This is a genomic window from Nocardia sp. NPDC058244, from assembly GCF_042882065.1.
In the GTDB taxonomy this organism is placed as follows: Bacteria; Actinomycetota; Actinomycetes; order Mycobacteriales; family Mycobacteriaceae; genus Nocardia.
In genome coordinates this window covers 14,332-37,933 of the sequence record NZ_JBHVWX010000011.1, presented here as the reverse complement: position 1 = coordinate 37,933, position 23,602 = coordinate 14,332, and the positions used below count along the sequence as shown (strand labels likewise).

25 protein-coding genes are annotated in these 23,602 nt (G+C 70.9%); 10 read left to right on the top strand and 15 right to left on the bottom strand.

What is annotated here, in order from left to right:
* Positions 1–75 precede the first annotated feature (75 nt).
* Positions 76–732 carry a TetR/AcrR family transcriptional regulator gene (locus ACFVW6_RS30265; protein ID WP_378833870.1) on the top strand — a complete coding sequence of 219 codons (657 nt, stop codon included), beginning with the start codon at positions 76–78 and terminating at the stop codon, positions 730–732.
* A 6-nt stretch (positions 733–738) separates the two neighbouring features.
* Positions 739–1,563 (top strand): ammonia-dependent NAD(+) synthetase, encoded by an 825-nt coding sequence (gene nadE, locus ACFVW6_RS30260; RefSeq protein WP_378833872.1) that lies wholly within the window; start codon positions 739–741, stop codon positions 1,561–1,563.
* Positions 1,564–1,567: 4 nt separating this feature from the next.
* Here the strand turns inward: nadE and ACFVW6_RS30255 are convergent, their stop codons facing one another.
* From ACFVW6_RS30255 to moaA, 3 genes are read right to left on the bottom strand one after another with little or no spacing between them, the layout of a single operon-like run.
* A complete protein-coding gene (locus ACFVW6_RS30255) occupies positions 1,568–1,936 on the bottom strand; it encodes an iron chaperone (protein WP_378833874.1) in 369 nt (122 codons plus the stop codon).
* A gap of 4 nt (positions 1,937–1,940) precedes the next feature.
* The gene (locus ACFVW6_RS30250; RefSeq protein ID WP_355282288.1) at positions 1,941–2,183 is read right to left on the bottom strand and encodes a MoaD/ThiS family protein; all 243 of its coding nucleotides are present in this window, start codon (positions 2,181–2,183) and stop codon (positions 1,941–1,943) included.
* Positions 2,176–3,234: a GTP 3',8-cyclase MoaA gene (gene moaA, locus ACFVW6_RS30245; RefSeq protein ID WP_378833877.1), complete on the bottom strand. Its 1,059-nt coding sequence runs from the start codon at positions 3,232–3,234 to the stop codon at positions 2,176–2,178. The genes ACFVW6_RS30250 and moaA overlap by 8 nt, the downstream gene beginning before the upstream one ends.
* Positions 3,235–3,376: 142 nt before the next feature.
* Here moaA and glp point away from each other — a divergent pair, with 142 nt between their 5' ends.
* From glp to ACFVW6_RS30230, 3 genes are read left to right on the top strand one after another with little or no spacing between them, the layout of a single operon-like run.
* Positions 3,377–4,582 carry a gephyrin-like molybdotransferase Glp gene (gene glp, locus ACFVW6_RS30240; protein WP_378833879.1) on the top strand — a complete coding sequence of 402 codons (1,206 nt, stop codon included), beginning with the start codon at positions 3,377–3,379 and terminating at the stop codon, positions 4,580–4,582.
* Positions 4,579–5,580, top strand: a complete 1,002-nt coding sequence (gene moaCB / locus ACFVW6_RS30235; protein WP_378833881.1) for a bifunctional molybdenum cofactor biosynthesis protein MoaC/MoaB — start codon at positions 4,579–4,581, stop codon at positions 5,578–5,580. Before glp ends, moaCB begins: the two co-directional genes overlap by 4 nt.
* The gene (locus tag ACFVW6_RS30230; RefSeq protein ID WP_378833883.1) at positions 5,573–6,004 is read left to right on the top strand and encodes a molybdenum cofactor biosynthesis protein MoaE; all 432 of its coding nucleotides are present in this window, start codon (positions 5,573–5,575) and stop codon (positions 6,002–6,004) included. The genes moaCB and ACFVW6_RS30230 overlap by 8 nt, the downstream gene beginning before the upstream one ends.
* A 3-nt stretch (positions 6,005–6,007) precedes the next feature.
* On the opposite strand, the gene ACFVW6_RS30225 is transcribed toward ACFVW6_RS30230, so the two are convergent.
* The 3 genes from ACFVW6_RS30225 to ACFVW6_RS30215 all read right to left on the bottom strand — a co-directional run bounded on the left by ACFVW6_RS30225 (position 6,008) and on the right by ACFVW6_RS30215 (position 9,562).
* Complete coding sequence (locus ACFVW6_RS30225) at positions 6,008–7,027, bottom strand: CobW family GTP-binding protein (RefSeq protein WP_378833946.1); 1,020 nt, start codon at positions 7,025–7,027, stop codon at positions 6,008–6,010.
* Positions 7,028–7,108: 81 nt separating this feature from the next.
* Positions 7,109–8,848 carry an N-acetylmuramoyl-L-alanine amidase gene (locus tag ACFVW6_RS30220; RefSeq protein ID WP_378833886.1) on the bottom strand — a complete coding sequence of 580 codons (1,740 nt, stop codon included), beginning with the start codon at positions 8,846–8,848 and terminating at the stop codon, positions 7,109–7,111.
* 177 nt (positions 8,849–9,025) lie between these two features.
* Entirely contained in the window at positions 9,026–9,562 is a 537-nt protein-coding gene (locus ACFVW6_RS30215) for a sigma-70 family RNA polymerase sigma factor (RefSeq protein WP_355282301.1), read from the bottom strand.
* Between the two features lie 215 nt (positions 9,563–9,777).
* Here ACFVW6_RS30215 and ACFVW6_RS30210 point away from each other — a divergent pair, with 215 nt between their 5' ends.
* Positions 9,778–10,104: a hypothetical protein gene (locus tag ACFVW6_RS30210; RefSeq protein ID WP_378833888.1), complete on the top strand. Its 327-nt coding sequence runs from the start codon at positions 9,778–9,780 to the stop codon at positions 10,102–10,104.
* Positions 10,105–10,113: 9 nt separating this feature from the next.
* On the opposite strand, the gene ACFVW6_RS30205 is transcribed toward ACFVW6_RS30210, so the two are convergent.
* Positions 10,114–11,148, bottom strand: a complete 1,035-nt coding sequence (locus tag ACFVW6_RS30205) for a helix-turn-helix transcriptional regulator (RefSeq protein ID WP_378833891.1) — start codon at positions 11,146–11,148, stop codon at positions 10,114–10,116.
* A 104-nt stretch (positions 11,149–11,252) separates the two neighbouring features.
* On the opposite strand from ACFVW6_RS30205, the gene ACFVW6_RS30200 reads away from it, so the two are divergent.
* Positions 11,253–11,651 carry a VOC family protein gene (locus ACFVW6_RS30200; RefSeq protein WP_378833893.1) on the top strand — a complete coding sequence of 133 codons (399 nt, stop codon included), beginning with the start codon at positions 11,253–11,255 and terminating at the stop codon, positions 11,649–11,651.
* Positions 11,652–11,697: 46 nt separating this feature from the next.
* Here ACFVW6_RS30200 and ACFVW6_RS30195 read toward each other — a convergent pair whose 3' ends face one another.
* Together ACFVW6_RS30195 and ACFVW6_RS30190 are read right to left on the bottom strand one after the other, a co-directional pair.
* Positions 11,698–12,243 (bottom strand): hypothetical protein, encoded by a 546-nt coding sequence (locus ACFVW6_RS30195; RefSeq protein ID WP_378833895.1) that lies wholly within the window; start codon positions 12,241–12,243, stop codon positions 11,698–11,700.
* A 142-nt stretch (positions 12,244–12,385) separates the two neighbouring features.
* Positions 12,386–13,216: a helix-turn-helix transcriptional regulator gene (locus ACFVW6_RS30190; protein WP_378833898.1), complete on the bottom strand. Its 831-nt coding sequence runs from the start codon at positions 13,214–13,216 to the stop codon at positions 12,386–12,388.
* Between the two features lie 134 nt (positions 13,217–13,350).
* Between ACFVW6_RS30190 and ACFVW6_RS30185 the strand changes: the two genes are divergently transcribed.
* Positions 13,351–14,238, top strand: coding sequence for an NmrA/HSCARG family protein (locus ACFVW6_RS30185; RefSeq protein WP_378833900.1), 888 nt, complete (start codon positions 13,351–13,353; stop codon positions 14,236–14,238).
* On the opposite strand, the gene ACFVW6_RS30180 is transcribed toward ACFVW6_RS30185, so the two are convergent.
* From ACFVW6_RS30180 to ACFVW6_RS30170, 3 genes are all read right to left on the bottom strand, one after another.
* A complete protein-coding gene (locus ACFVW6_RS30180) occupies positions 14,219–15,706 on the bottom strand; it encodes a nitrilase-related carbon-nitrogen hydrolase (RefSeq protein WP_378833903.1) in 1,488 nt (495 codons plus the stop codon). The genes ACFVW6_RS30185 and ACFVW6_RS30180 overlap by 20 nt on opposite strands.
* A gap of 76 nt (positions 15,707–15,782) precedes the next feature.
* Complete coding sequence (locus tag ACFVW6_RS30175) at positions 15,783–16,451, bottom strand: response regulator (RefSeq protein WP_378833906.1); 669 nt, start codon at positions 16,449–16,451, stop codon at positions 15,783–15,785.
* The gene (locus ACFVW6_RS30170) at positions 16,448–17,527 is read right to left on the bottom strand and encodes a sensor histidine kinase (protein WP_378833908.1); all 1,080 of its coding nucleotides are present in this window, start codon (positions 17,525–17,527) and stop codon (positions 16,448–16,450) included. The genes ACFVW6_RS30175 and ACFVW6_RS30170 overlap by 4 nt, the downstream gene beginning before the upstream one ends.
* Positions 17,528–17,779: 252 nt before the next feature.
* Here ACFVW6_RS30170 and ACFVW6_RS30165 point away from each other — a divergent pair, with 252 nt between their 5' ends.
* A complete protein-coding gene (locus ACFVW6_RS30165; protein WP_355282329.1) occupies positions 17,780–18,754 on the top strand; it encodes a cation diffusion facilitator family transporter in 975 nt (324 codons plus the stop codon).
* Between the two features lie 505 nt (positions 18,755–19,259).
* Here the strand turns inward: ACFVW6_RS30165 and ACFVW6_RS30160 are convergent.
* Positions 19,260–20,552 carry a lipase family protein gene (locus tag ACFVW6_RS30160; RefSeq protein ID WP_378833911.1) on the bottom strand — a complete coding sequence of 431 codons (1,293 nt, stop codon included), beginning with the start codon at positions 20,550–20,552 and terminating at the stop codon, positions 19,260–19,262.
* The gene (locus ACFVW6_RS30155) at positions 20,549–21,709 is read right to left on the bottom strand and encodes an esterase/lipase family protein (RefSeq protein ID WP_378833914.1); all 1,161 of its coding nucleotides are present in this window, start codon (positions 21,707–21,709) and stop codon (positions 20,549–20,551) included. Before ACFVW6_RS30155 ends, ACFVW6_RS30160 begins: the two co-directional genes overlap by 4 nt.
* A gap of 196 nt (positions 21,710–21,905) precedes the next feature.
* On the opposite strand from ACFVW6_RS30155, the gene ACFVW6_RS30150 reads away from it, so the two are divergent.
* Positions 21,906–23,153 (top strand): PucR family transcriptional regulator, encoded by a 1,248-nt coding sequence (locus tag ACFVW6_RS30150; RefSeq protein WP_387793394.1) that lies wholly within the window; start codon positions 21,906–21,908, stop codon positions 23,151–23,153.
* On the opposite strand, the gene ACFVW6_RS30145 is transcribed toward ACFVW6_RS30150, so the two are convergent.
* A complete protein-coding gene (locus tag ACFVW6_RS30145; protein ID WP_378833918.1) occupies positions 23,150–23,602 on the bottom strand; it encodes a MarR family winged helix-turn-helix transcriptional regulator in 453 nt (150 codons plus the stop codon). The genes ACFVW6_RS30150 and ACFVW6_RS30145 overlap by 4 nt on opposite strands.

Below are 23,602 nucleotides of genomic sequence, written 5' to 3'. Positions count from 1 at the left end.
TGTACTCAGTGGGATGATCGAAGTTTCATCAGGCATTAACCGGACCCCAGTCCGATTACTTCCCGCGGAGGACGTGTGAGCGGCGTGAGCTACAGCACACCCAGGTCGGACGAGCCGCCGCTGCTGCCGATCGGGCCGCCGCCGCCCGGCGAGGCCGAGCCGATCGAGCGCGCCGACGCCGCGCGCAACCGCGCGCTGCTGCTCGACGCCGCCCAGCAGCTGGTGCGCGAGCACGGGGTCGCCGGGCTGACCATGGACGCGGTCGCCAAGCGCGCGGGCGTCGGCAAGGGCACCGTCTTCCGGCGGTTCGGGAACCGCACCGGTCTGATGCTGGCCCTGCTCGACCACTCCGAGCAGAAGTTCCAGGCGGCGTTCATGTTCGGGCCCGCGCCGCTCGGCCCCGACGCGAGCCCGGTCGAGCGGCTGATCGCGTTCGGGCGGACCCGGCTGCTCGACATCGAGGTCGAGGGCGACCTGCACCGGGCCGCCGAGGAGAAGGGGCGCTTCGGCGGCGGGCCGTACGGCCTGCACAAGGCGCACGTCGCGCTGCTGCTGCGGGAGGCCGGGGTCACCGGGGAACTGCCGCTGGTCGCCGACACCCTGCTGTCGACGTTGTCCGCGGCGCTGGTCGTTCACCAGATCGACATCCTCGGCTACACCCGCGCTCAGATCGGCGACAACTGGGAATGGCTCGTTCGCCGCGTCGTTTCCCCTGCCGCACAAGTAGAGTGAGGCGGCATGGGGACACTGCGTGAACAGATCATCGCCGAGTTGGGTGTGCTGCCGGAGATCGAGCCGAAGCAGGAGGTCCGCCGCCGCGTCGATTTCCTCAAGGACTACCTGAACTCCACCCCGGCGCGCGGCTTCGCCCTCGGCATCAGCGGCGGCCAGGACAGCGCCCTGGCGGGCAGGCTGTGCCAGCTCGCCGTCGAGGAGTTGCGCGCCGAGGGCGTCGAGGCGAAGTTCCTCGCCGTGCGCCTGCCCTACGGCGTGCAGGCCGACGAGCACGACGCGCAGATCGCCCTGAACTTCATCGACCCCGATCGGTCGGTCGTGGTGAACATCCGCCCCGGCGCCGACGCGGTGGCCGCCGAGGTCGCCGGTGCGCTCGACCACGAGCGGCTGCGTGACTTCGTGCGCGGCAACATCAAGGCCCGCGAGCGGATGGTCGCCCAGTACGGACTGGCCGGGCAGGAGAACCTGCTGGTGGTGGGCACCGATCACGCTGCCGAGGCGGTCACCGGGTTCTTCACCAAGTTCGGTGACGGCGGCGTCGACCTGACCCCGCTCACCGGGCTCACCAAGCGCCAGGGCGCCGCGCTGCTGCAGGAGCTGGGCGCCCCGTCGAGCATCTGGTCCAAGGTCCCCACCGCCGACCTCGAGGACGACCGGCCCGCCCTGCCGGACGAGGAAGCTCTCGGCCTGCGCTACGCCGAGCTCGACGACTACCTCGAGGGCAAGGACGTCACCCCGGAGGTCGCGGCCCGCGTCGAGTCGATCTTCACCAACACCCGGCACAAGCGCACCGTCCCGGTGACTCCCCTCGACACCTGGTGGAAGTAGCAGATCAGGGGTCGCAGATCGGCGCACCGACATCCGGCGCGGTCGCGCGCAACAGGTCCCGGATGAGGTCGTAGTCGGGTTCCTTGCGGAAGCGCAGGCAGCCCTTGCCCATGTCCTCGCGCGCCAGCCGGTCGGCGAAGGCGGCGCGGACGTCGGAGCGCAGCAGGTAGAAGGAGATGTACTGCTTCTGGCTGGCGAAGGCGATCTCGCCGACACCGTCGCGTTCGTAGGCGGGCATGCCGTAGGCCATGACCTCGGTGAAGCCGGGGAGTTCGGCCAGGCACAGCGCGCGCAGCCGGGTCAGCGCCGCGCGGCGCTCGTCCGGGAGTTCGGCGAGATAGCTGTCGACGTCGGGAGCCGCGCTCTGGACCATCCGGCTAGCCGCCCGCGAACGGGGGCAGGACGTCGACGCGGTCGCGGAGCATGGCCGACGGGTCGCGGGTGAGTTCGTCGCCGATCAGGAAGGCGCAGACCCCGACGAGCGAGTCGACCTCGGTGCCGTAGGCGGCCGCCAGCGAGGCGCGCAGGTCGGCGACGGTCGCGCCGGTGGGCAGGTCGAGTGATTCGGAGTTCTTGCCGACCGCGTCGGCGATCGCGGCGAAGTAGCGGACCTCAACCACCGATGGCTCCCATCGTGCGTTCCGGGGGGACGAAACCGGCGGCGTCGATACCGTGACCGGCCCATTTCTGCCACATGGCACCGCGCCACAGCTCGGCGACCTCGTCGTCGTCGGCACCGGCGCGCAGCGCGGTCCGCACGTCGAACTCCTGGTCGCTGAACAGGCACGAGCGCAGCATGCCGTCGGCGGTGAGCCGGGTCCGGTCGCAGCTGTCGCAGAACTTGCGGGTGACCGTCGCGATGATGCCGACCGTGGCCGGGCCGCCGTCGACCAGCCACTTCTCGGCCGGCGCGGACGGATCGACGCGTCCGGCCTCGGTGAGGGTGAACCGTTCGCCGAGGACGTCGAGCAGGTCGGCGGCGGTCACCATGTTGTTGCGAGCCCACTCGTGGTCGGCGTCGAGCGGCATCTCCTCGATGAAGCGCAGCTCGCACTGTTCGGCCAGGCACCATGCGAGCAGGTCCGGCGCACCGGCCAGGTTCTGCCGCATCAGCACCGCGTTCACCTTCACCGGTGCCAGCCCGACATCGCGGGCGGCGCGGATGCCGTTGAGCACCGATTCGAGCCGGTCCCGGCGGGTCAGCCGGGTGAAATCGACCCGGTCGACGGTGTCGAGGGAGATATTGACCCGGCTCAGTCCGGCCTCGGCCAGGGCCCGGGCCCGGTGTTCGAGGCCGACGCCGTTGGTGGTCATGGCCAGCGGGGTGTCGGGCACCGCCGCGTGACAGCCCGCGATGATCTCCTCCAGCTCGCGCCGCATCAGCGGTTCGCCACCGGTGAAGCGCACCTCGCGCACGCCCAGTTCCCGCACGGCGAGGGACACCAGCCGGATGATCTCGTCGGCGCTCAGCAGCTCCTGCCGTGGGATCGGCGGCAGGCCCTCCTCGGGCATGCAGTAGGTGCAGCGCAGCGAGCACTTCTCGGTGATGGAGACGCGCAGATCGCGCGCGACCCGGCCGAAGCGGTCGACGAGGAGCGGCGTCTCGGGCCGGCCGTCCAGGGAAGGCCGCTCCGATCGCACAGCGGGAATCCCCATTTCGACCAGCGTCATCTTTACAGTATGACCCGTCGGCCCCGGCGTGAACCGTGCGGAGCGCCGATCTGTCACGAAGTCGACAGCTCACCGCCCGCGCCCGGCCGCGGTGAGCGATCCGGGCCGAACCCGCCGGTCGGACGGCGATTAGGCTGGCAGCATGACTCCCCGGCCCGCCACCGCGTCGGCGCGCAGCGTCGACGAGTACCGCGACACTGTCGCCGCGCTGCTGGCCCACCTCGCCGACCGCCCGGCCGAGCAGGTGGCGGTCCCCGACGCGCTCGGCCGCGTCCTGACCGACGACGTGCTGTCCCCGATCGATCTGCCGGTGTTCCGCAACTCGGCCATGGACGGGTACGCGGTGCGGGCGGCCGATGTGGCGGTCACGCCGGTCACCCTGCCGGTCGCCGGGGTCGTGGCGGCGGGCAAGCCGGGCGCCGAGCCGCTGCCCGCCGGCTCCGCGCTGAAGGTGATGACCGGCGCGCCGATCCCGCCCGGCGCCGACTGTGTCGTCCCGGTCGAGGACGTGCAGGCGGGCGAGGGCCGGATCGTGGTCGAGCGGGGCCGGGCCCGCGGTGAGTTCGTGCGGGAGGCCGGGACCGACGTGCGCGCCGGTGCGCTGGTCGCCAGGGCGGGCACGGTGCTCGCGCCCCGGCACATCGCGGCGCTGGCCGCCGTCGGCCTGGCGACCGTGCCGGTGCTGAGCCGCCTGCGCGCGGTCTGCGTCACCACCGGTGACGAACTCCGGCCCGCCGGGAGCGAGCTGGCGCCGGGTCAGATCTACAACTCCAACGGGATCGCGCTGGCCGCGGCCCTGCGGGCCGACAGTGTCGAGGTCGTCGAGGTCGCGCACAGCACCGACGATCCGGCCGAGTTCACCGCCGTGCTGCGCGCCGCCGTCGCCGCCGCCGATCTGGTCTTCACCTCCGGTGGGGTGTCGAAGGGCGATTTCGAGGTCGTCAAGGACGTGCTGGAACCACTGGGCGGAACGTTCGGTTCGGTCGCGGTGCAGCCCGGCGGACCGCAGGGCTACACCGTCGTCGACGGGGTGCCGGTGCTGAGCTTCCCCGGCAATCCGGTGAGCACCACCGTGTCCTACGCGGTATTCGCCCGCGACGTGGTGCGGGCGCTGGGCGGGCTGCCCGCGCCCGCCACCGCCGAGGTGACCCTGCTGACGCCGGTGCGTTCGCCCGCGGGCAGGCGCCAGTATCTGCGCGGCCTGCTGACCGACGACGGCGTCGAAGTGGTCTCGGGTCCCGGTTCCCATCTCATCGCGGGCATGGCCTGGGCCGATGTGCTCGTGGATGTGCCCGCCGAGGTCACCTCGCTGCCCGCGGGTGTCCCTGTGCGAATCTTGACGCTATGAGCGAGTTGTCCCACCTCGACCGCGAGGGTCGCGCGCGCATGGTCGATGTCAGCGGCAAGGCCGACACCACCCGGATCGCCGTCGCCGCAGGCGAATTGCAGACCACGGCCGAGGTGGTCCGGCTGGTGCGCGCCGAGGGGATGCCCAAGGCGGATGTGCTGTCGACGGCGCGGCTGGCCGGAATCGCCGGTGCCAAGAAGACTTCCGAGCTGATCCCGCTGTGTCATCAGCTGGCGTTGTCGTCGGTGAAGGTGGAGTTCGGGTTCACCGAGACGACCATCACGGTCGAGGCCACCGCGAAGACCACCGGGCCGACCGGGGTCGAGATGGAGGCGCTGACCGCGGTCGCCGTCGCGGGGCTCACGCTGCACGACATGGTGAAGGCGGTGGATCCCGCCGCGGTGATGAACGGGGTGCGGCTGGTCACCAAAGAGGGTGGCAAGCACGGGCATTGGGTGCGGCCCGAGGCGCGGACCGCAACGGCGTCACCGAGCGCGGCCGACCAACCGGTCGCCGGTGTCGAGGCACGCAGCGCCGTGGTCGTGGTCGCGTCCACCGGCGCGGCGGCGGGCACCAGGCTCGACACCACCGGCCCCGTTCTCGCCGAATGGCTCGGCGCACAGGGATTCTCGGTACGCGGCCCGCTCGTCTACGCCGACGCCGAGATCGCGGCGGGGTTGGCCGATGCCCTCACGGGTGCGCCCACACTGGTGATCACCACCGGTGGCACCGGTGCCTCCCCCACCGATGCCACCCCCGAGGCCACCCGTGCCGTCCTCGATCGCGAATTGCCCGGCGTCGCCGACGCCATCCGGCAGCGCGGCACGGCGAAGTTCCCGCTCGCGGCGCTCAGCCGGGGCGTCGCCGGGCTGGCGGGCCGCACCGTCGTGGTCAACCTGCCGGGATCGCCCGGCGGGGTGAAGGACGGGATCGCGGTCCTGGAACCCCTGTTGGACCATCTGCTCGCGCAAGTAGCCGGAGGCGGCGACCATGAATGACCACGGCGCGGTGCGCCTGACCGCGATCAGCGACCAGGCGCTCGATCCCCTCGCCGTCGAAAACGCCGTCGACGGACCGGAATTCGGTGCCGTGGTGGTGTTCACCGGCAAGGTCCGCAATCACGACGGCGGCCAGGAAGTGACCGCGCTGGAGTACTCGGCGCATCCGCAGGCCGAGCGATTCCTGACCGACATCTGCGCCGACGTCGCCGCCACGCACGGACTTCCGGTGGCGGCGATCCATCGCATCGGCTCGCTCACCATCGGCGACCTGGCGATCGTCGTGGCGGTCGCGGCGCCGCATCGGGCCGAGGCCTTCACCGTCTGCGCCGAGCTCGTCGACCGGATCAAGCACGAGGTGCCGATCTGGAAGCGGCAGCTCTTCGCCGACGGCCTGTCCGAATGGGTCAATGCCTGCGGCTGAGCGTCACCGCGGGGTGTAGCGCCAGACGCCGAGCATCGCCTGCTCGTCCATGAGCTCCTCGCCCTCGAAGACGGTGCCGCGCAAGCGTTCCAGCGCCGCGGCCTCGTCCAGGCCGCTGCCGATCAGCACCAGGTTCGACACGCGTTCCTCGCCGCGCCCCCAGGAGCCGGGGGTGAACACCACGTGCCTGCCGACCAGGTGCATCTCGAACTTGCGCCGCTCCCCCGCGACCGCGAAGGCCACGCAGCCCTTGGCGCGGAACAGGCCGGGCGGCGGATCCTCCAGGAAGGCGATCAGGGCGCGCGGGTCCAGGTCCCGCTTGCTGGTGAACGACACCGACGCGTACTCGTCGTGCAGGTGCCGGTGCGCCGGGTCGTCGTGATCGTGGTCGTGCTCGTCGAGCAGCGAGTCGAAACTCAGCTGCTGGGCCACCTTCGGTTCCGCGAGCACCCGCTCGTCGAAGAGCAGACCGGGATCGACCCGGCCGTGCGTCGTCGCGTAGACCGGCACCTGCCCCACCCAGTCCGACACCTGCGCGCGGAGTGCGGCCAGCGCCTCGGGTGCGACCCGGTCGGCCTTGTTCACCAGCACGAGATCGGCCAGGCGCAGGTGCGTGACCAATTCCGGATGCTGGGCACTGGTCGCGCCGAACAGCTCGGCGTCGACCACCTCGACCAGCCCGCCGTACCCGATCCGGGGATTCGGGTTGGCCACCACCATGCGGATCAGGTTGCGCGGCTCGGCCAGGCCGCTGGCCTCCACCACGATCACGTCGACGGCGCTGCGCGGCTGCGCCAGGGTCGCGAACAGGTCGTCGAGCTCGGAGACGTCCACCGCGCAGCACACGCACCCGTTGCCCAGCGACACCATCGCGTCGACCTGGCCGGCCACCAGCATCGCGTCGATGTTCACGGCGCCGAAGTCGTTGACCACCACCCCGATCCGGGTGCCCCGGTTGTTGCGCAACAGCGAGTTGAGCAGGGTCGTCTTCCCCGCCCCGAGAAACCCCGCAACGATCACCACAGGAATCACCGTGTCGATTGTGCCCGAACGGCCGCGGCCGCCGATCCCTGGGCGGGGGTCGGCGGCCGCGGGCGCGTGCGGTTACTTCGTCGGGCCGAAGACCAGGCCGACGAGCGTGTAGGCGAGGTTGATCAGCTGACTGGTGATGGCGGTGTTGTCCATGCCCAGCGCCCTGGCCAGCGGCATCAGCATGTTCATCACGGTGAGGATCGGGCCGCCGAGCGAACTCAGGTCGGGGGCCGACTCGTCCGGGGTGGACTGCTGCTGGTTCTTCGGCGTGGTGCCGCGCTCGCGCGGGGTGGGCGCGGGCGCCGCCGGAGCGCCGGGGGCGGCGGTGCGCACCTCGGCGGCACCGGGAATCGTCAGGTGCCCGCCCGAGCCGGTCGGCGGCTTCGCGGGCTGCTGCGCGGGAGCCTGGTCGGGAGCACCGCCGGGGACGGTCAGGTGACCGCTGGAACCGGCGGGGAGCCGGGGCTCGGCGGAGACCGGATCGCCCAGCGGCGCGCGGGCCGGGATGGCCGCGGGCTGGGCGGGGGCCGGGGTCGGTTCGGTGGTCGGCGGCTGAGCGCCATCGGGCGGCGGCGCCGACGCGTCGGCGGGCGGAGTGGCCGGGTTCGGCGGCGTACTCGTCGGGGCCGGAGTCTCGGCGAGCGCACCGGCCGGGGCGGGTGCGGCGGGACTCGGGTCGGCCGCCTGCGCCGGATCCGGGTTCGCCGCCGGGGCGGGGTCGGCCGGATTCGGTGCCGGATCAGCGGGGTTCGGGTTCGCCGCCGGAGCGGGAGCCGGATCCGCGGGATTCGGGTCCGCCGGGGCGGGGGCCGGATCGGCCGGATTCGGGTCCGCCGCCGGAGCCGGGGCGGGATCCGCCGGGGTCGGCGTCGGGGTCGGATCGGCGGGATTCGGGTCCGCCGCCTGGCCGGGTTGCGGGGCCGGGGTGGTCGGCGCGGCCGGGTCCGGAGCGGGGGTCGCGGCGGGGATGCGGCCGTCGGCGGGCTTCGAGTCCGGGGCGGAGGCGGGCACCGTCCCCGAGACCGGCTTGTTGAGCAGGAAACCCACCACACCCGTCGCGATCGCGACGGCATGCTTCAGCTGACCCTCGCGCGATTCGAGCAGCGCGGCGTCCTCGGCATTGGCGCCGTTGCCCATCTCCACGAAGACCAGCGGCACCTGGGTCAGCGCGGGCCCGGCCACATCGGCCCTGGTCTGCAGCCCATTGCTGACACCGGCATAGGTGGCCGACGGAAAACCGGAGGCGAGATAGGCGTCTCGAACGGTCGCCGACACGGCGCGGCCCGCACCGGACTGCGCCTGATCGGCGAGCGTGTCGGGGATCGGCAGCTGCGGCACGATCAGATGGAAGCCGCGCTGGTCGGCGGGGGCGCTGTCGGCGTGGATGCTCACCGCGACCGAGGCGCCGGACTGATTGGCGGCGCGGGCGCGATCGTCGACGCAGCCGCCCCAGCCGGTGTCGTCGGCGCGGCTGAGCACCACTTCGGCGCCGAGCGCCTGCAGCGAGGCCTTCACCAGCTGGGCGACCTCCCAGTTGATGGTGTGCTCGGGAATGCCGTTGAGCGAGGTCATGCCGGTGGTCTGGCAGTCCTTGGTGCCACCGCGCCCGTTGTCGACCTGGCGGCTCAGATCCTCCGCGTGCGCCGTTCCCTGATGACCCGGGTCGAGGAAGATCGTCTTGCCCGCGAGCTGATCGCTGGCGGCGGGTTCCGGCGCGGCGTGCGCCGTCGCGGGCACCAGCCCCGTCAGCGACAGGACGACCGCGGCGGAGACGGTGGAGCAGAGACCGGCCTTGATGATGTTTGGTTGCATGTTCGGTCGGTGCTCCGGAACGGAGCACCCCTCCCTTCCCATTGGTAACACCAAACCCAGTGGTTCACTCTTGCAACGTGAGCAACTACAGAGCAAGCACCGTTACCGAAATGTGACGGGAGAAAACAGCAGGTTAGCGCTGGTCAAACGCCCAGATCATGGGGCTCGTCGACCGGATCAGGCAACGTCGGGCAATTGCCGCAGCGAGCGCAGCGCGTAGTGCACGCGGGTCTTCACCGTCCCCACCGGCACCCCGAAGTCCGCGGCCACCTCCCGATACCCGCGATCGTGCAGGATCACCTCGACGACCGCGGCCCGCTGCGGCTCGGGCAGCCGGGCCAGCAACTGATCGACCAGCAGCCCGTCGACGAGGCCGTCGGCGAAATCCGGTCGGCCGACGCAGGCGACCTCGGTGATGTCGTCCCAGCCGACGTCACCGGGCCGGGCGGCCCGCGCCCGCACGATATCGACGACGACATTGCGTTCGATCGCCAGCAACCAGGTCCGCACGCTGCCCTTGCGCACGTCGAAGTCGCGACAGGACCGCCAGCCGCGCAGCAGCGTCTCCTGCACGGCGTGCTCGGCCAGGCCGGGATCGCCCAGACTGCGCATCGCCCGCCAGTGCAGCAGGCCACGGTCGGCGGCCAGCACCTCGGCCAGCCCGTCGGGGGTACACAGGCGCGCGCAGTGCGCACCGCAGGAGTTGTCCTTCATATGGGGTTATCGCCGCGCACCGCCCCGATGACAACGAGCGACGTTAAGCCGCTCTTCAGAATCCTGCTGGCCCCGGACGCGACACTCGTTTCGCGAGCCCGGCCAGGGCCTGCTCCAGGAGGGGGGAGCAGGGCCGCCGGGCTCGCTCTTTTCCACCCATTCCCTGGCGCGAGCGGGAATCGGCGACGACAATCGCGGCGAGGGAGCGAGAAAACGTGGACATCCATGCATACCCGACCGACGCGCACACGCCGGTCGACCGGGCCGAGGCCACCCGCCTAGCGGCCGACCACCTACCACCGCCGCAGCCGGACACCGAGCGGCGCATCGTCGAATTCGCGACCGGCTTCGTCGCCTTCGAGATCAGACCACTGCACGCACCCGTTGACCGGCCACTTCCGGTCGGCGGCTCGGTATACGTCATCGACAAGGCGACCGGCGCGGTGTCGTTCTGGCCGACCTATTCCTGCGCGGCGGTCGCGGATCGATATGAAGCGGGGCAGGTGATCGTCGAGGACGCCTGGCCCGATCAGGACGACTGATCGAGGACATCACCATTCCTCAGTCGCTGAACAGCCCGCGCGATCCGCGGCATGACTGCTACCTATCTGTGCATCGGCGGCTGCGGCGAGTCGGTCGGCGAGGGCGCGGACGGCGTCGTTGAGGGTGGCGGGGTGCTCGATGATGAAGGGGCGGTTCAGGCCGGCGAGCAGGGCGGGGATCCACTCGAGTCGTTCGGCGTGGATTCGGATCCGGACCCACGGGTCGGTGTCAGCGGGCCCGGAGTCGATCTCGTGCACGGTCGCGATCGTCGCGGGGAGCAGGCGGCGGACCTGGGTGAGCGTGCCCTGGACTCGGACTGATACTTCGTGCCGGTAGGGCGCGGTGGCCAAGGCGGACAGCAGATGAGCGGCGGGCTCGAATTCGGCTGGCGGAGCGAATGTTCCGGGCTGAGTGCTCACCGCGGTGATGCGGTCCAGCCGGAACTGGCGTAGTTCCTCGCTGTTGCTGTCCATCCCGGTCAGGTACCACCGGCCGGAGTGGTCGACGAGCCCGTAGGGGTGCACGGTCCGGCTGCTGGACCGTCCGTTCCGGTCGGTGTACTCGATGGCGACCGGGTGATGCTCGCGGGTGGCCTCGGCGACCCGGAGCAGGACGGGGGTCTCGACCGGCGCTTCCGAGCGCGCGTCGGCGGTGAATTCGGCCGTGTCGATCAGTGCGTCCAGCCGGGCCGTCAGGCGTGAGGGGAGGACGCGGCGAAGTTTGGCCGTCGCGCTGTCGGCCGCGTGGGTCGCCGCCGTCGGCCGGTCGGCGCCGCGGCCGGTGAGGAGCCCGAGGAGCACGGCCACCGCCTCGTCGTCGGTCAGCATCAGCGGTGGCATTCGGTAGCCGGGAGCGAGCCGGTATCCCCCGTAGCGGCCCCGCACCGATCGGACCGGGATATCCAGGTCGGTGAGATGGGTGACGTAGCGCCGCACGGTGCGTTCATCGACGCCGAGCCGTCCGGCGAGTTCGCCGACGGTATGGGTACCGCCGGTCTGCAACAGCTCGAGCAGGGCCAGCACTCGGGCGGTGGGGCGCGTCATCGGGAAATTCTCGCATCAATACCGGGCGGAAACTGTCCGGTATCAGCTCTACCGTGGCGTGCGGCGGTGGAACCCTCCCCCGCATCCGACAGCAGGAGCACACCATGAAGCTCGTCTCGATCCGTCTGATCACCGACGACATCCAGCGGCTGGTCAGTTTCTATCGCCACGTGACCGGCGTCGAAGCGAACTGGGCTACACCGGATTTCGCCGAGATCGCCACACCGGCCGGCACCCTCGCGATCGGCAGCACCCGCACCGTGGCGCTGTTCGCCGCGGGCAGCGCCCACCCAGCCGACAATCGCACGGCGATCATCGAATTCCTGGTCCCCGACGTCGATGCCGACTACCGGCGGTTGCGCGATACGGTCGAGGACTTCGTCAACGAGCCGACGACGATGCCGTGGGGAAACCGGTCGCTGCTGTTTCGCGACCCGGACGGCAACCTGATCAACCTCTTCACCCCCGTCACCGCGCAGGCCGCCGCCAAGTTCGCCGACTGATATCCGCTCATCAGCATTGCGAGATGCCAAGTGCGACTTGGGCGCGTCATTCGCTGACGGAGATCGCGGCGTCGAGTTCCTGGAGAGCTTTGTCGTACTGATCGCGGTCGAACAGGAATGGGCCGAGTGCGGTGTAGTCACGAGTGGTGCGGTGGGGCTGTTCGAAGCAATCCCACACGACGAGGTCGCCGGTCAGGGTTATGCGCGTCAGTAGTGGCCAGCAGCCCATTTCCCCGCAGCTGCAGGCGAGCACGGGGGCTTTCTGTCGCATGACGTAGGAGGACCCGTGGAAATGGTCCATTGCTGGCTCCAACCGGAAGAACACGGGAACGAGGCCGCCGTACGCGTCACCCGCAGGCTCCATGCCGGCGCAGATTTCGAAGGTATCGATGAGATCGGTCAGGGGGATGGTGTCGATGCGGGGCATGATCTGGTGGACGTCGGTTCGTCCGGGCGGTCCTGGCCGGTAGTCGAACCCGATTTCGCTGATTGCTGTCGAACGCTTGCGTCGCAGGCGCTGGCGATCTCGGGTGGTCGACCCGACACCCGCGTGGCGGCGGGCGTCTGGGGTCTGGGGCCTTTCGGGGGTCATCGCCCGAGGCGCACGACGCCCTTCGCAGTGGAAAGAATCATGGCGTCAACGTATCCAGGGCTCGTCCATCCCGCAAGGTGGACGACCACCGCGCCGCCCAGTGGCCGTGTGAACTCGAACGCGCCGAGCCACCTGATCGAGTTCACCCGTTCAGGTAGGCGTTGATTCGTTCGCGGTCGGTGTCGGTGGCCGGAAGCTGGACGACAAGGAGCAGTTCCGGGTTCTCGACCAGGCGGAATTGGAACAGTTCCAGGTCGATCGGACCTGCCTCGGGGTGGTCGATGCCGATGGTGGTCGGCTGGAAGTCCTGGACCGGGTACTCCGACCACCAAGTGCGGAATTCCGCACTGGCCGTGCTCAGTTCGGCTACTACCTGGGTCAGGCGTGGGTCGCCGGGGGTGTTGCCGAGCAGGACGCGGAACTGGCTGAGGATCGCTCGGGCGGCGGGTTCCCAGCGGCGCATCATGGCGCGGTTGCGGTGGTCGGTGTACATCCACCACAGCAGATTCCGGCGGTCGGGGGGCAGGGCGGCCGGGTCGGTGCGGATCCGGCTGAACGCGGTGTTCCATGCGACGAAGTCCAGCCGCGCGTCGTGCACTACGGCGGGGGTCGGGCACATCGTGTCGACAAGCCGTTGCAGGCGGGAGATTTCGTCGCCGGTCCGATACCGCACGACCGGATCGGCGAACCCCGCGAGCCTGCGGAGCTGTCGGTGCTGGGTGGCGTCCAGATGCAACGCCCGCGCCAGCGCGTCCACCACCTGCGGGCTGGCCGCGATCTTGCGACCTTGCTCGAGCCAGGTGTACCAGCTGAGGCTGACGCCGGCCAGCTCGGCGACTTCTTCCCGCCGCAGGCCCGGGGTCCGTCGCCGGCCGGGGATCACATCCGCGGGGAGACCGACGTCGGAAGGCTGTAACCGGGACCGGTGTGCTTTGAGGAACTCGGCGAGTTCGGTGCGGCGATTTTCGCTCATGGCGCTCCCGTTGTCTCGGCGAACAGTGATGTTCTGGGTAGCAGTATCGGTGCCAGGACCGGTGCGCGCTGGCGACTTACCGTCGTAGAGGAGAGGTGATCGCGAAAGGTCATCCCGGACAAGGGAGTACGACGATGAGTAACGACAACGAACCGGTGCTGGTGATCGGCGCTACCGGGCAGCAGGGGCGGGCGACGACGACGGCCCTGCTCGAACGGGGCGCGCAGGTCAGGGCGTTCGTGCGGGATCCGGAATCGGCCGGGGCGCTGGCGCTGCGGGCCGAGGGTGCCGAGCTGGTAGTGGGTGATCTCGACGATCCGGGCAGTGTGAAGGCGGCGCTGGACGGCAGCGGCAGTGTGTTCCTGATGCTGACCATGATGGAGGGTGTCCACATCACGGCGGCCGGGATCGCCGCGGAGCAGCGGCGGGGTGAGCTGGTGATCGATCTGGCGCGCGACAGCGGGATCGAGCATCTGGTGTACAGCTCGCTGCGGGGCGCCGGGGAGGACTCGGGGGTGGAGTATTACGCCGCCAAGACGCACCTCGAGGAGTACATCGCCGCGCAGGGCGTCCCCGCGACGGTCCTGCGGCCGGTGTTCTTCATGGACAACTTCCGGTCGTTCAATCGCCCCGTGCTCGACGATTCCGGCACGCTGCTGGTGAATCTCGCTGTGCGTGCCGATATTCCGATCTCGCTGATCTCGGTCCGCGATATCGGCGCGTTCGCCGCGCTCGCCCTGACCCACCGCGCCGAGTACCTGGGACGCACGGTGTCGATCGCCGGTGACCGGCTGACCCCACCGCAGATCGCCGAGGTCTTCGGGGCTGCGGCCGGACTGCCCGCGCGCAGCGTGCAGGTGCCGATCGAGGCGGTGCGCGCCTTCGACGAGCAGGTGGGCAAGATGTTCGCGTACTTCAACGAGAGCCCCGACGAGCCGCTCGACCTGGCCGCGCTGCGCACCGCCCACCCCGGGCTCCAGGACCTGGCGACCTGGGTGACGGCTACCGGCTGGCGGCCGTGATCGGGCGGCGCCGGGCCGCGACGACTCCGAGCACCGTGAGCGTGAGCGTCAGCACGCCGAACCAGTCGCCCCAGCGGGCGTACGGCGTGCCAGCGGTGCTGGTGCCGAGATCGGTGATCGCCATGCGGGTTTCGGTGATACCGGTCTCGACCGAGACGTCGACGCGGCCCTGTGCGTCGACGCCGAGGAGCTCGCCCAGTTGCGCGGGCCGGGCGATGGCGATACCGGATTCGACGGCTCGCACGACGGCCATGCGGCTGTGCAGCCAATGGTCGACGGTGAAGTCCAACGCAGGAGCGAGCAGGACGGTCGCGCCGTTCGCGCGGTTCTCGCGGACGAGGTCGGGGTGGTCGAGATCGGCGCAGATCGCGAGGGCCCATGGGCGGCGGGGCACCGGCACCACGGCCCGGCCTGCCCGCAGGCCCGCTTCGAGGCCGGGCACCAGATACTGCTTGGCATAGACGGTTTCGCCCGGATAGGCGATGGCGGCATTGACGGTGCCTCCCTGCTGTTCCAGTTCCAGTCCCACCACCACGTGCACCCCGCGCCGCCTGGCGACGTCGTCCAGTGGCCCACTCAGCCGAGCCAGGTCGGAAGACGTCGCGTGCCAAGCTTTCTCGGTAAAGACGACGACCTCGGCGCCTTCATCGGCCGCCTGCTCGACCATCGTCACCGCCTCCGCGATCATCGCCGCGCCGGGAGCGGAGTCGACCGGGACGTACAGAGGCGGTTGTGCCAGCGCAACGAGGGCGACCCGGACGACAGGCCCGTCAGCGGTCGAGCACACAGCACCTGCCGCGCCGGCGCCGAGCGCCAGCACAGCCGCGATGGTGATAGTCCAACGCCGCCTCATCTCTCGAACCTCATACGGTGCTCTGGAGGGGCCGTCACCTGTCCGCCACCGCGAGCTTCGCGTCCGAGGCACTGTCACGGCCACGACGACAGCGGGCACCGCGAGCAGGAGGAAGGTGATTCCCGCGACGCCGGTGATCGCCGCGATCCGCACGATCGGTCCCACCTCGGCCTGGGAGTAGCCGATGCTCCACCACGCGCCGACCCCGCCGACCAGGCGATACAGGTATTCGGCGCAGGTCCAAGCGGCGGGGAAGGCGAGTGCCGCGAGGCCGATTCGCCCGCGGGTGAGCAGCGCGCGGAACAGCAGGACGCACGCCCCGTAGGCGAGGGCGCTGCCGCCCAGCAGCACGGCGGCGGCGAGGATCGGCTGTTCCAGCGTCCGCACGAAATACGGCCAGTAGCGGGCGGTCCCGCCGAGCCAGGACAGCACCGCCGCCGCATACATGGCCGGGGCGGGGTAGCGCGGTGCCAGCCACAGCACCGGTAGCGGGGCGAGGAACGCGACCAAGGGAATCGGGTGCAGGCCGGTTCCCACGGCCCACAGCCCTGCTGAGATCACCGTGGCCGCGCACCAGATACCCACGTGGACAGATCTTTTCGTCGAGAAGGTCACCGCTCGATGGTCGGCGGTGAGCGGTACCGCGCACATCGCCCAGACGAGCGGTCCCGCCTCCCTACCGCGAGGGAGATCAGCGTCCCGGCAGCCCGTTGTCGCCGGGCGCCACCATCCCGGATTCGTAGGCGAACACTACCGCCTGCGCCCGGTCACGCAAGCCGAGCTTCGACAGCACCGAACTGACATGGGTTTTCACGGTGTGCTCGGTGACGACCAGGCGCGCGGCCAGTTCCGCGTTCGAGCGGCCCGCGGCGAGTTCGCGCAGGATGTCGCGTTCGCGGGCGGTGAGGGCCGCCAGGTGGGCGGCGGGCTCCGGGCGGCGGGTGCGGGCGATCTCGGCGATCAGGCGCCGGGTCACCGACGGGGCGAGCAGGGCCTCCCCCGCCGCGACGACGCGGACGGCGGCGACCAGTTCGGCGCGGCGGGCGTCCTTGAGCAGGAATCCGCTCGCGCCGGCGCGCAGGGCCGCGTAGACGTAGTCGTCCAGGTCGAACATGGTCAGTACCAGGACTTTCGCGTCGGACTCCGCGCAGATGCGGGCGGTGGCGGCGACGCCGTCGAGCCGGGGCATCCGGACATCCATCACCACGACATCGGGCCGCAGCCGTCGGGCCGCGGCCGCCGCGTCGAGGCCGTCGGCGGCTTCCCCGACGACCTCGATGTCGGGTTCGGCGTCCAGGATGAGGCGGAAGCCGGTGCGGAACAGTTCCTGATCGTCGACGACGAGGACCCGCATGCTCACTTCCCCTGCGCCAGTGGCAGTTCCGCGTCGACAGTGAATCCGGTGGCGGTCGGGCCAGCGCGGAGCACGCCGCCGCAGGCGTGCACGCGCTCGCGCATTCCGAGCAGGCCGAATCCGGTGGTGTCCGAGCGGGACGGGCCGGTGCCGTCGTCGACGACGCTGACCCCGAGGTGGTCCGCGGACCAGCGCACCGCGACCTCGACCCGGCTCGCCCGCGCGTGCTTGCCGGTATTGGTGAGCGCCTCCTGCACGATCCGGTAGGCGGCGGCCTCGGTCTGCGGTGCGATCGGCGCGCGCGTTCCGTGTTCGGTGTAGTGCGCGGCGAGGCCGGGACGCTCGGCCCGCGCGACGAGATCGGCGACGGCGGCCACGCCCGGCGGATGGGGCGGGTCGTCACCGTCGCGGAGTGCGCCGATGCTGTGCCGGAGTTCGCGCAGTGCGGCGCGGCCGTCGTCGGCGATCGCGGCGAAGGCGGCGTCGGGGTGCGCGAGCAGGGGGCCGGTCTCGGCGCGCAGGATCATGGCGCCGACGGTGTGGGCGAGTCCGTCGTGCATGTCGCGGGCGATGCGCAGCCGTTCCCTGGCCACGGCGGCGGCCCGTTCCTCGTCGAGGCGGCGGGCCCGCTCGGCGAGGACGTCGATCTGGGCCTGCCGAGCCCGCACCCCGGCGCCGAGCGCCCACGCGGTCAGGAACGACATGGCGGCGTAGCCGTAGGAGTCGACGGGCTCGTTCGGCACCAGGAGCGAGACGAGAATCCCGGCCGCGACCAGCACGAACGTGATCCGGCGCTGGATCGCCGAACAAGAGGCGGCGATCGTGTACACGCAGACCACGGTGCCGAACGGCAGCACGGGCATGGCGTGCGCGCAGGCCAGCGCGGTGATCGCGGGTCCGACCACGCCGAGGGTGGCCAGCGGCGCCCGGCGGCGCCAGAGCACCGGGACCGAGGCGAGCACCGACAGCGCGACGATCCACCACGGCGCACCGGCCACGACGGCGGGTCCGACGGTCACGACCGTCACGATGGCGGCGATCAGCGCGTCGATCGGTTCCGGCGGTTTCCGAGGCAGGCCCACGACGATCCAGTCTGACCGGCGACCGCGCGCCGCGCCTCCCTCGCGAGAGTGATTCCCGCACCGCGCGGTGGTGGTTCCCCACGGCGGCGCTCGCGGGCCTAGGCTGGATCCGGACCGGATGATCGGGCGGCTACAGGCCGATGACCAGCGACGATGCCCACCCCGGACCGCGGCGAATCAAGAACGAATTGCATACATAGCGATGTATGCATACGATAGCGACCGATCGAACCGCAGGGAGAGGTGAACACGATGGGCGCAGGACACGGACACGACCACGGGGTGTCGGCCGACAGCGACAAGCGCTGGCTGGCCGGCGCGCTGGCGGTGATCGTCACCTTCCTGATCGGTGAGGTGATCGTCGGCATCGTGGCCGATTCGCTGGCGTTGCTCTCCGACGCGGCGCACATGACCACCGACGCCGCCTCCATCGTGCTGGCGCTGGTGGCGATCCGGCTCGCCAAGCGCCCGGCCACCGGGCGGATGACCTTCGGCTGGAAGCGGGTGGAGATCCTGTCGGCGCAGGCCAACGGCCTGACGCTGCTCCTGCTGGCACTGTGGCTTGGCTACGAGGCGATCCGCAGGCTGTTCGAGCCGCCGGAGGTGCACGGCACCCTGGTGCTGGTGACCGCGCTGATCGGCATCGTGGTCAATGTCCTGGCGACCTGGATGATCAGCCGCGCCGACCGGACCAGCCTGAACGTCGAGGGCGCCTACCAGCACATCCTCAACGACCTGTTCGCGTTCATCGCGACCGCCGTGGCGGGCCTGGTCATCATCCTCACGGGCTGGGTGCAGGCCGACGTGGTCGCCACCCTGATCGTGGTGGCGCTGATGATCAAGGCGGGCATCGGGCTGATCCGGGCGTCGAGCCGGATCTTCCTCGAAGCCGCCCCCGACTACCTCGACCCCGAGCGGGTCGGTCGCGACATGGCCGCGCGCGACGGCGTGACCGAGGTGCACGACCTGCACATCTGGGAGATCACCTCCGGCTCCCCCGCCCTGTCGGCACACGTGCTCGTGCAGCCGGGGCACGACTGCCACGCGGTCCGCGAGGACATCGCGCACATGCTCGACCACGAGCACCACATCGAGCACGTCACCCTGCAGGTCGACCACGCCAGGCCTGCGGTCATCGGGATCGGCGCGGTCGACGACGACAGCCACTGCGGCGAGCCGCACGGACCCAAGCACGTCTCGACCGGCCGGGTGCCACACACGCACTGACCCCCGAACGCGGGAAGGCCCCACACCTGGACAGGTGCGGGGCCTTCTCGTCGGTCACGCTGTCAGGGCGGACCCGGTCGTTTCATCGACCTGGAGGCTTGCTCAGCCGCCGAAGGAGCCGGTCCACAGGGTGTCGACCAGGCCGTGCAGGGCGGCGCCGAGGGTGTCGAAGAGGCCGTTCAGGGCGGCGCTACCGGTGTCGATGATAACGGGGATCATAATAATTCCTCTGTTTCTCGCATAGGCCCAGCCGGAGCTGGCTTACAGATGACCTATCGACGCCGGAACGCCGCGAGTTACGAAATTCCGGAATTCGTGACCCGCGTAACAACAACCCTCGTAAACCTATTACCACCTGCGGTTTTACCCGAATACCTCACGTTTCTGAGGGGATTATGAGAATCGCATGAGATTCATGTTGCGCTCATCCGATAAGACCGAATTTACGATGCCCCGAAAAATAGGGGCACCGATCACGAATACATAGCGGGACAGCTGGTCACACCTATTCGCCCGCGCCACGGATGGGTCGGCCACCGACCATGCCCGCGACCAGGGCGAGGAAGCCGAGGTGGGCGCGCAGCGCGGTGCCGTCGCGGGCGACGGAGGCGACCGTGGCCGTCCCCGGCGTCACCGGATGACCGGCGAACCGGTCGGCCAGCCAGGCGAGCACGACCGGGACCACCAGGAACTCCAGCGGCAGATGCGAGCCGCGGCGCACGCGCAGGTATTCGACCGTGGCGCCGGCCTCGCGATAGCGCTGGACGTGGGCATCGATGTCGGCGACGGCGATCACCTCGTCGCGCACGCCCTGCACCACCAGCAGCGGAGCGGCGGGCGCCCTGGTGCCGGGCTCGATATCGGCGAGGATGCGGCGCAGGGCCGGTTCGGCCAGCAGCCCGGCCAGCCCCTCGCGCAGGTGCCGGGCGACATCGCGGCGGGCGAACCGCCACAGCAGCGCGAAGGTGGTGCGCTGTTCGGCCTCGCCGAGCAGGGCGCGGTACCGGTCGTCGAGGTGGTCGTCCAGGACCGGGTCGAGATCGGGGTAGGCGCGGCGCAGGCCGGCGACGAACGCGGCGGGGAACCCGGCGAACCAGCCGCCGTTGAGGCGGACGAACGCCGCCGCCGGGTCACCGACCGGCGACCCGGCGGCCGCGCCGACGATGTTCAGCTCCGGCGCGTACTCGGCGGCCAGCTCCGCCGCCCACGCCGTCGCCAGGCCGCCGCCGGAGTAGCCCCACAGCGCGACCGGGGTCGTCGGCGTCAGCCCGAGTGGCACGAAGCCGAGCGCGGCCCTGATCCCGTCCAGCGCCCGGTAGCCGGGCTCGCGGGCGGCGCCGAACCGGCCGCCGAGCCCCTCGTGATCGGGCACCGACACCGCCCAGCCCTGCCGCAGCGCCATCGCCACGATCGGCAGTTCGAGCGGCGCGATCGAGCCGGTGGTCTGCGCGCCGAGCCGCAGCGCGTAGGAGGGAAAGCACTGCGGGGCAACGGCGTCGATCGCGCACTGGAACGAGACCAGCGGACGCGGGCGCGTGGGGTCGGCGCCCCACGGCAGCAGCACCGTGGTCACCGCGACCTCGGGCGCACCGTCGAGATCGCAGGTCCGGTACAGCAGTTGCCAGGCCGCGATCCGCTGGCGCACCAGCCCGAACAGGGCCAGCTCCACCGAACGCGAGCGCACCACCGTGCCCGGCGCGAGCAGCTCGGCGCCGGGCGGGGTGGCGTAGAACGGGTCATCGGGCGGGAGCAGCGGTGCGGTGCTCCACTGCGTCAGCGCGAGCGGGTCGAGCCTCACAACTTGCCGCCGCCACCGAAGAACCAGGGATTGAACGTGCAGGTCAAGGTGAGACCGCCTTCCGGGTCGAGGGCCCGCAGCGCGATCGAGGCGGCGCGCGGGGAGTACATCATGGTCAGGTGGTCGGAGACGTCCTGCTCACAGCCGTCCTGCAGGGCGATGTTGTCGACGGTGGCGTCGGGTCCGGCGCGCAGGAAGGCCAGGTCGAGGGGGTTCATCACCTCGTCGTAGCGGGAACCGACGACCGTGTAGGCGACGCCGGGCACGGTGTCACCGCTCGCGTTGAGCGTGCTGTAGAACGGCGAGCCGATGGCCTGTTCGACATTGGCGACGCCGATGATCGGCCGGTAGAAGCCCAGGATGTCGATGCCGGCGTTGTTGATCATGCGGCCGAGGGTGGCGATGCCGAGCAGCGCGGTGCCGTGGTGGGTGGCGCCGAAGGTGACCAGCTTGCCGACCTTGCCCTGGCCGCCGTCGAACTTGAGGTAGTGGTTGGCGATCGTGCCGCCCTGGGAGTGGCCGACGATGTCGACCTGGTCGGCGCCGGTGGCCGCCCGCACCCGCTCGATGAACGCCGCGACCTGCTGCGCCGAGTCGGCCATCGGCCCGACACCGTAGCGGCCGGGCAGCACGGCGCCGAGGCCGCCGCCCTCGAGCAGCCCGGACTTGCCGTAGTTCAGGGTGAACACGCAGTACCCGGCCTTCGCCAGGCGCGGCGAGAGGTAGGAGAAGGTGTCGTAGGCGTTGAGCCAGGTGCCGTGCAGGAGCACGACGGGACGCGGGTGCTGTGCGCTCGGCTTGCAGTCCCAGCGGTTGGCGCCGGGCGGCGCGGCGTCGGGGTGCAGCAGGCCGTAGGCGAAGGCGGGCAGGTAGGCCGACATCTCCGGGCCCTCGCCGACGGCGTCGGACGCGCGGCTGCCCGCCGATCCCGAGCTGCTGCCCGAGGCGCTGCCGGTGTCGGCGATGGCGGTGGGCCTGCGGCCGTCGGGGGCCGTGGCCATGCCGGCGTCGAGGTAGTCGGCCAGCGAGGCGATGGTCGGTTCCAGCACCGGGTCGGCACTCGCCGTGCCCGTGCCGAGAACCGAGGCCGCGGTGAGGCCCGCGGCGATACCGAGTCCGCACAGGGTGCGGCGCAGTGGCTGCGTCGTTGCAATCATGGTGGTCAGTCACTTCCGTCGAACCGCGCCGGCCAGCGTCGGCTCGGACGCGCACAGCGAATCTATGACCGGCGCCACAGCGGTGTCACTGCACCGTGCACCGAGAAAACGTCGCACTTGTTGGCGCGGGAACCAAGATCTGTGCGTTCTCGATGGGAGCTGCCCACGCCGCCCTGTTCTCGGACACAATCGGGGCATGCTCGCCGAACACCCCGTTACCGCACCACCCGCTTTGACCGCACGACTATTGACCCGCTGGCCCCAGATCGCCGAGCGGATGCTCGCCGCGGGGCTCGGTGCCACCGCCCCCGCCGAGCTGCCGCCCGGCCATTTCACCGCGGAAGTCCTGCCGACCATCTACGCCTGCGGGCGCGCCGTGCTCGAGGCGATCGCCGCCGAGCGCGAGTTCACCCAGGCCGAGGTCGCGGCGTTCGTCGGGCCGGTCGCCGAGCGCCACGCCGAGGACCGGCTGCCGCTGCCGATGCTGATCGGCGCGATCCACGGCTCGGCGCAGGCCGTGCTCGACGAGGCGTCCGCGCTGGCCGAGCCCACCGAGATGAACGATCTGATCCGGGTGGGCAGCGGGCTGCTCGAGCTGCTGCGCCACATCAACATGACCGTCGTCGAGACCTACACCGAGGTCGAGCAGTCGATCTACCACGCCGAGCGCGAGGCCCGCCGGGAACTGTGTTCGGCGCTGGTGCGCGGGCTGCCCGCCGAGGAGCTGGCCGCGCGCGCCGACACCGTGCTCGCCGACCAGTACACGGTGCTGGCGATCCACCTGAGCGAGCCCGCCCGCACCGGCAGCGCGGCGAACCTGGTGACCCGCCGCCGGATCCGGGTCCTCCAGCGCGCGCTCGACGAGCTCACCGGCACCACCACCCCGGCCACCTTCGACGGCGCGAACGGCATCGCGCTGCTGAGCAACAGCTCCGAGACCGACGTCCTCGTCGCCCAGCGCTTCGACGAGCTCGCCGCCCGGCTGACCGAGCAGTACGGCGTGACGGTGTATCTGGCCGAGTTCTCCGGCGTCACCCGTGACGCCATCCCGGCCGCGGCCAAGGACGCGACCGAGCTGACCGAGCTGGCCCGGCTGCGCGGCAGGCCCGGCGGCTGCTACCGCCTCGACGACCTCCTGCTCGAATACCAGCTCACCCGCCCCGGCCCGGCCCGGGAACGCCTGGCGCAGCGGGTGATTCCGCTGCTGGGCAGCCCGCATCTGATCGAGGCGCTGGAGGCGCACCTGCGTCACGGCGCCGATCGCAAGACGGCCTCACGCAAGATCCACGTGCACCCCAATACCTTCACCTACCGGTTGCGCCGCATCGCCGAGCTGACCGGACTCGACCCGGCCGACCCGACCGATTCGCGCATGCTGGCCGCCGCGCTCACCGTGCACCGGCTCGACACCCCGCAGCGGCACGGCGAGGAACAGCAGGTCTAGCGGGTCAACCCGTCGGCGACGGCACCGAGCCCCGCGGAGATCGCGGCGCGCTGCGCGGGCTCGAGCACGTCGACGAACACCCGGCGTACCACCTCGACGTGCCCTGGGGCCACGGCGTCGAGCTTGGCCCGGCCCGCCTCGGTGAGCACCGCGTTGACGCCGCGCACGTCGGTGTCGTCGTCGACGCGGCGCACCAGCCCGGCCTGTTCGAGCTTGCCCACCTGGTAGGTGAGTCCGCTCTTGGAGGTGTAGCTGGCGGCGGCGAGGTCTGTCATCCGCATGGCGCCGCCGGCCTCGGCGGCGAGCCGGACCAGCACCTCGTACTGGGTGTGCGTGAGCCCCTCCCCCTTGAGGTGCTGGTCCACCGCGCGGTCGACCAGCGCGCCCGCGGCCAGGAACCTGACCCACAGCCGCATCTCCTCGGCATCGAGCCACCTGGGTTCTTCCAT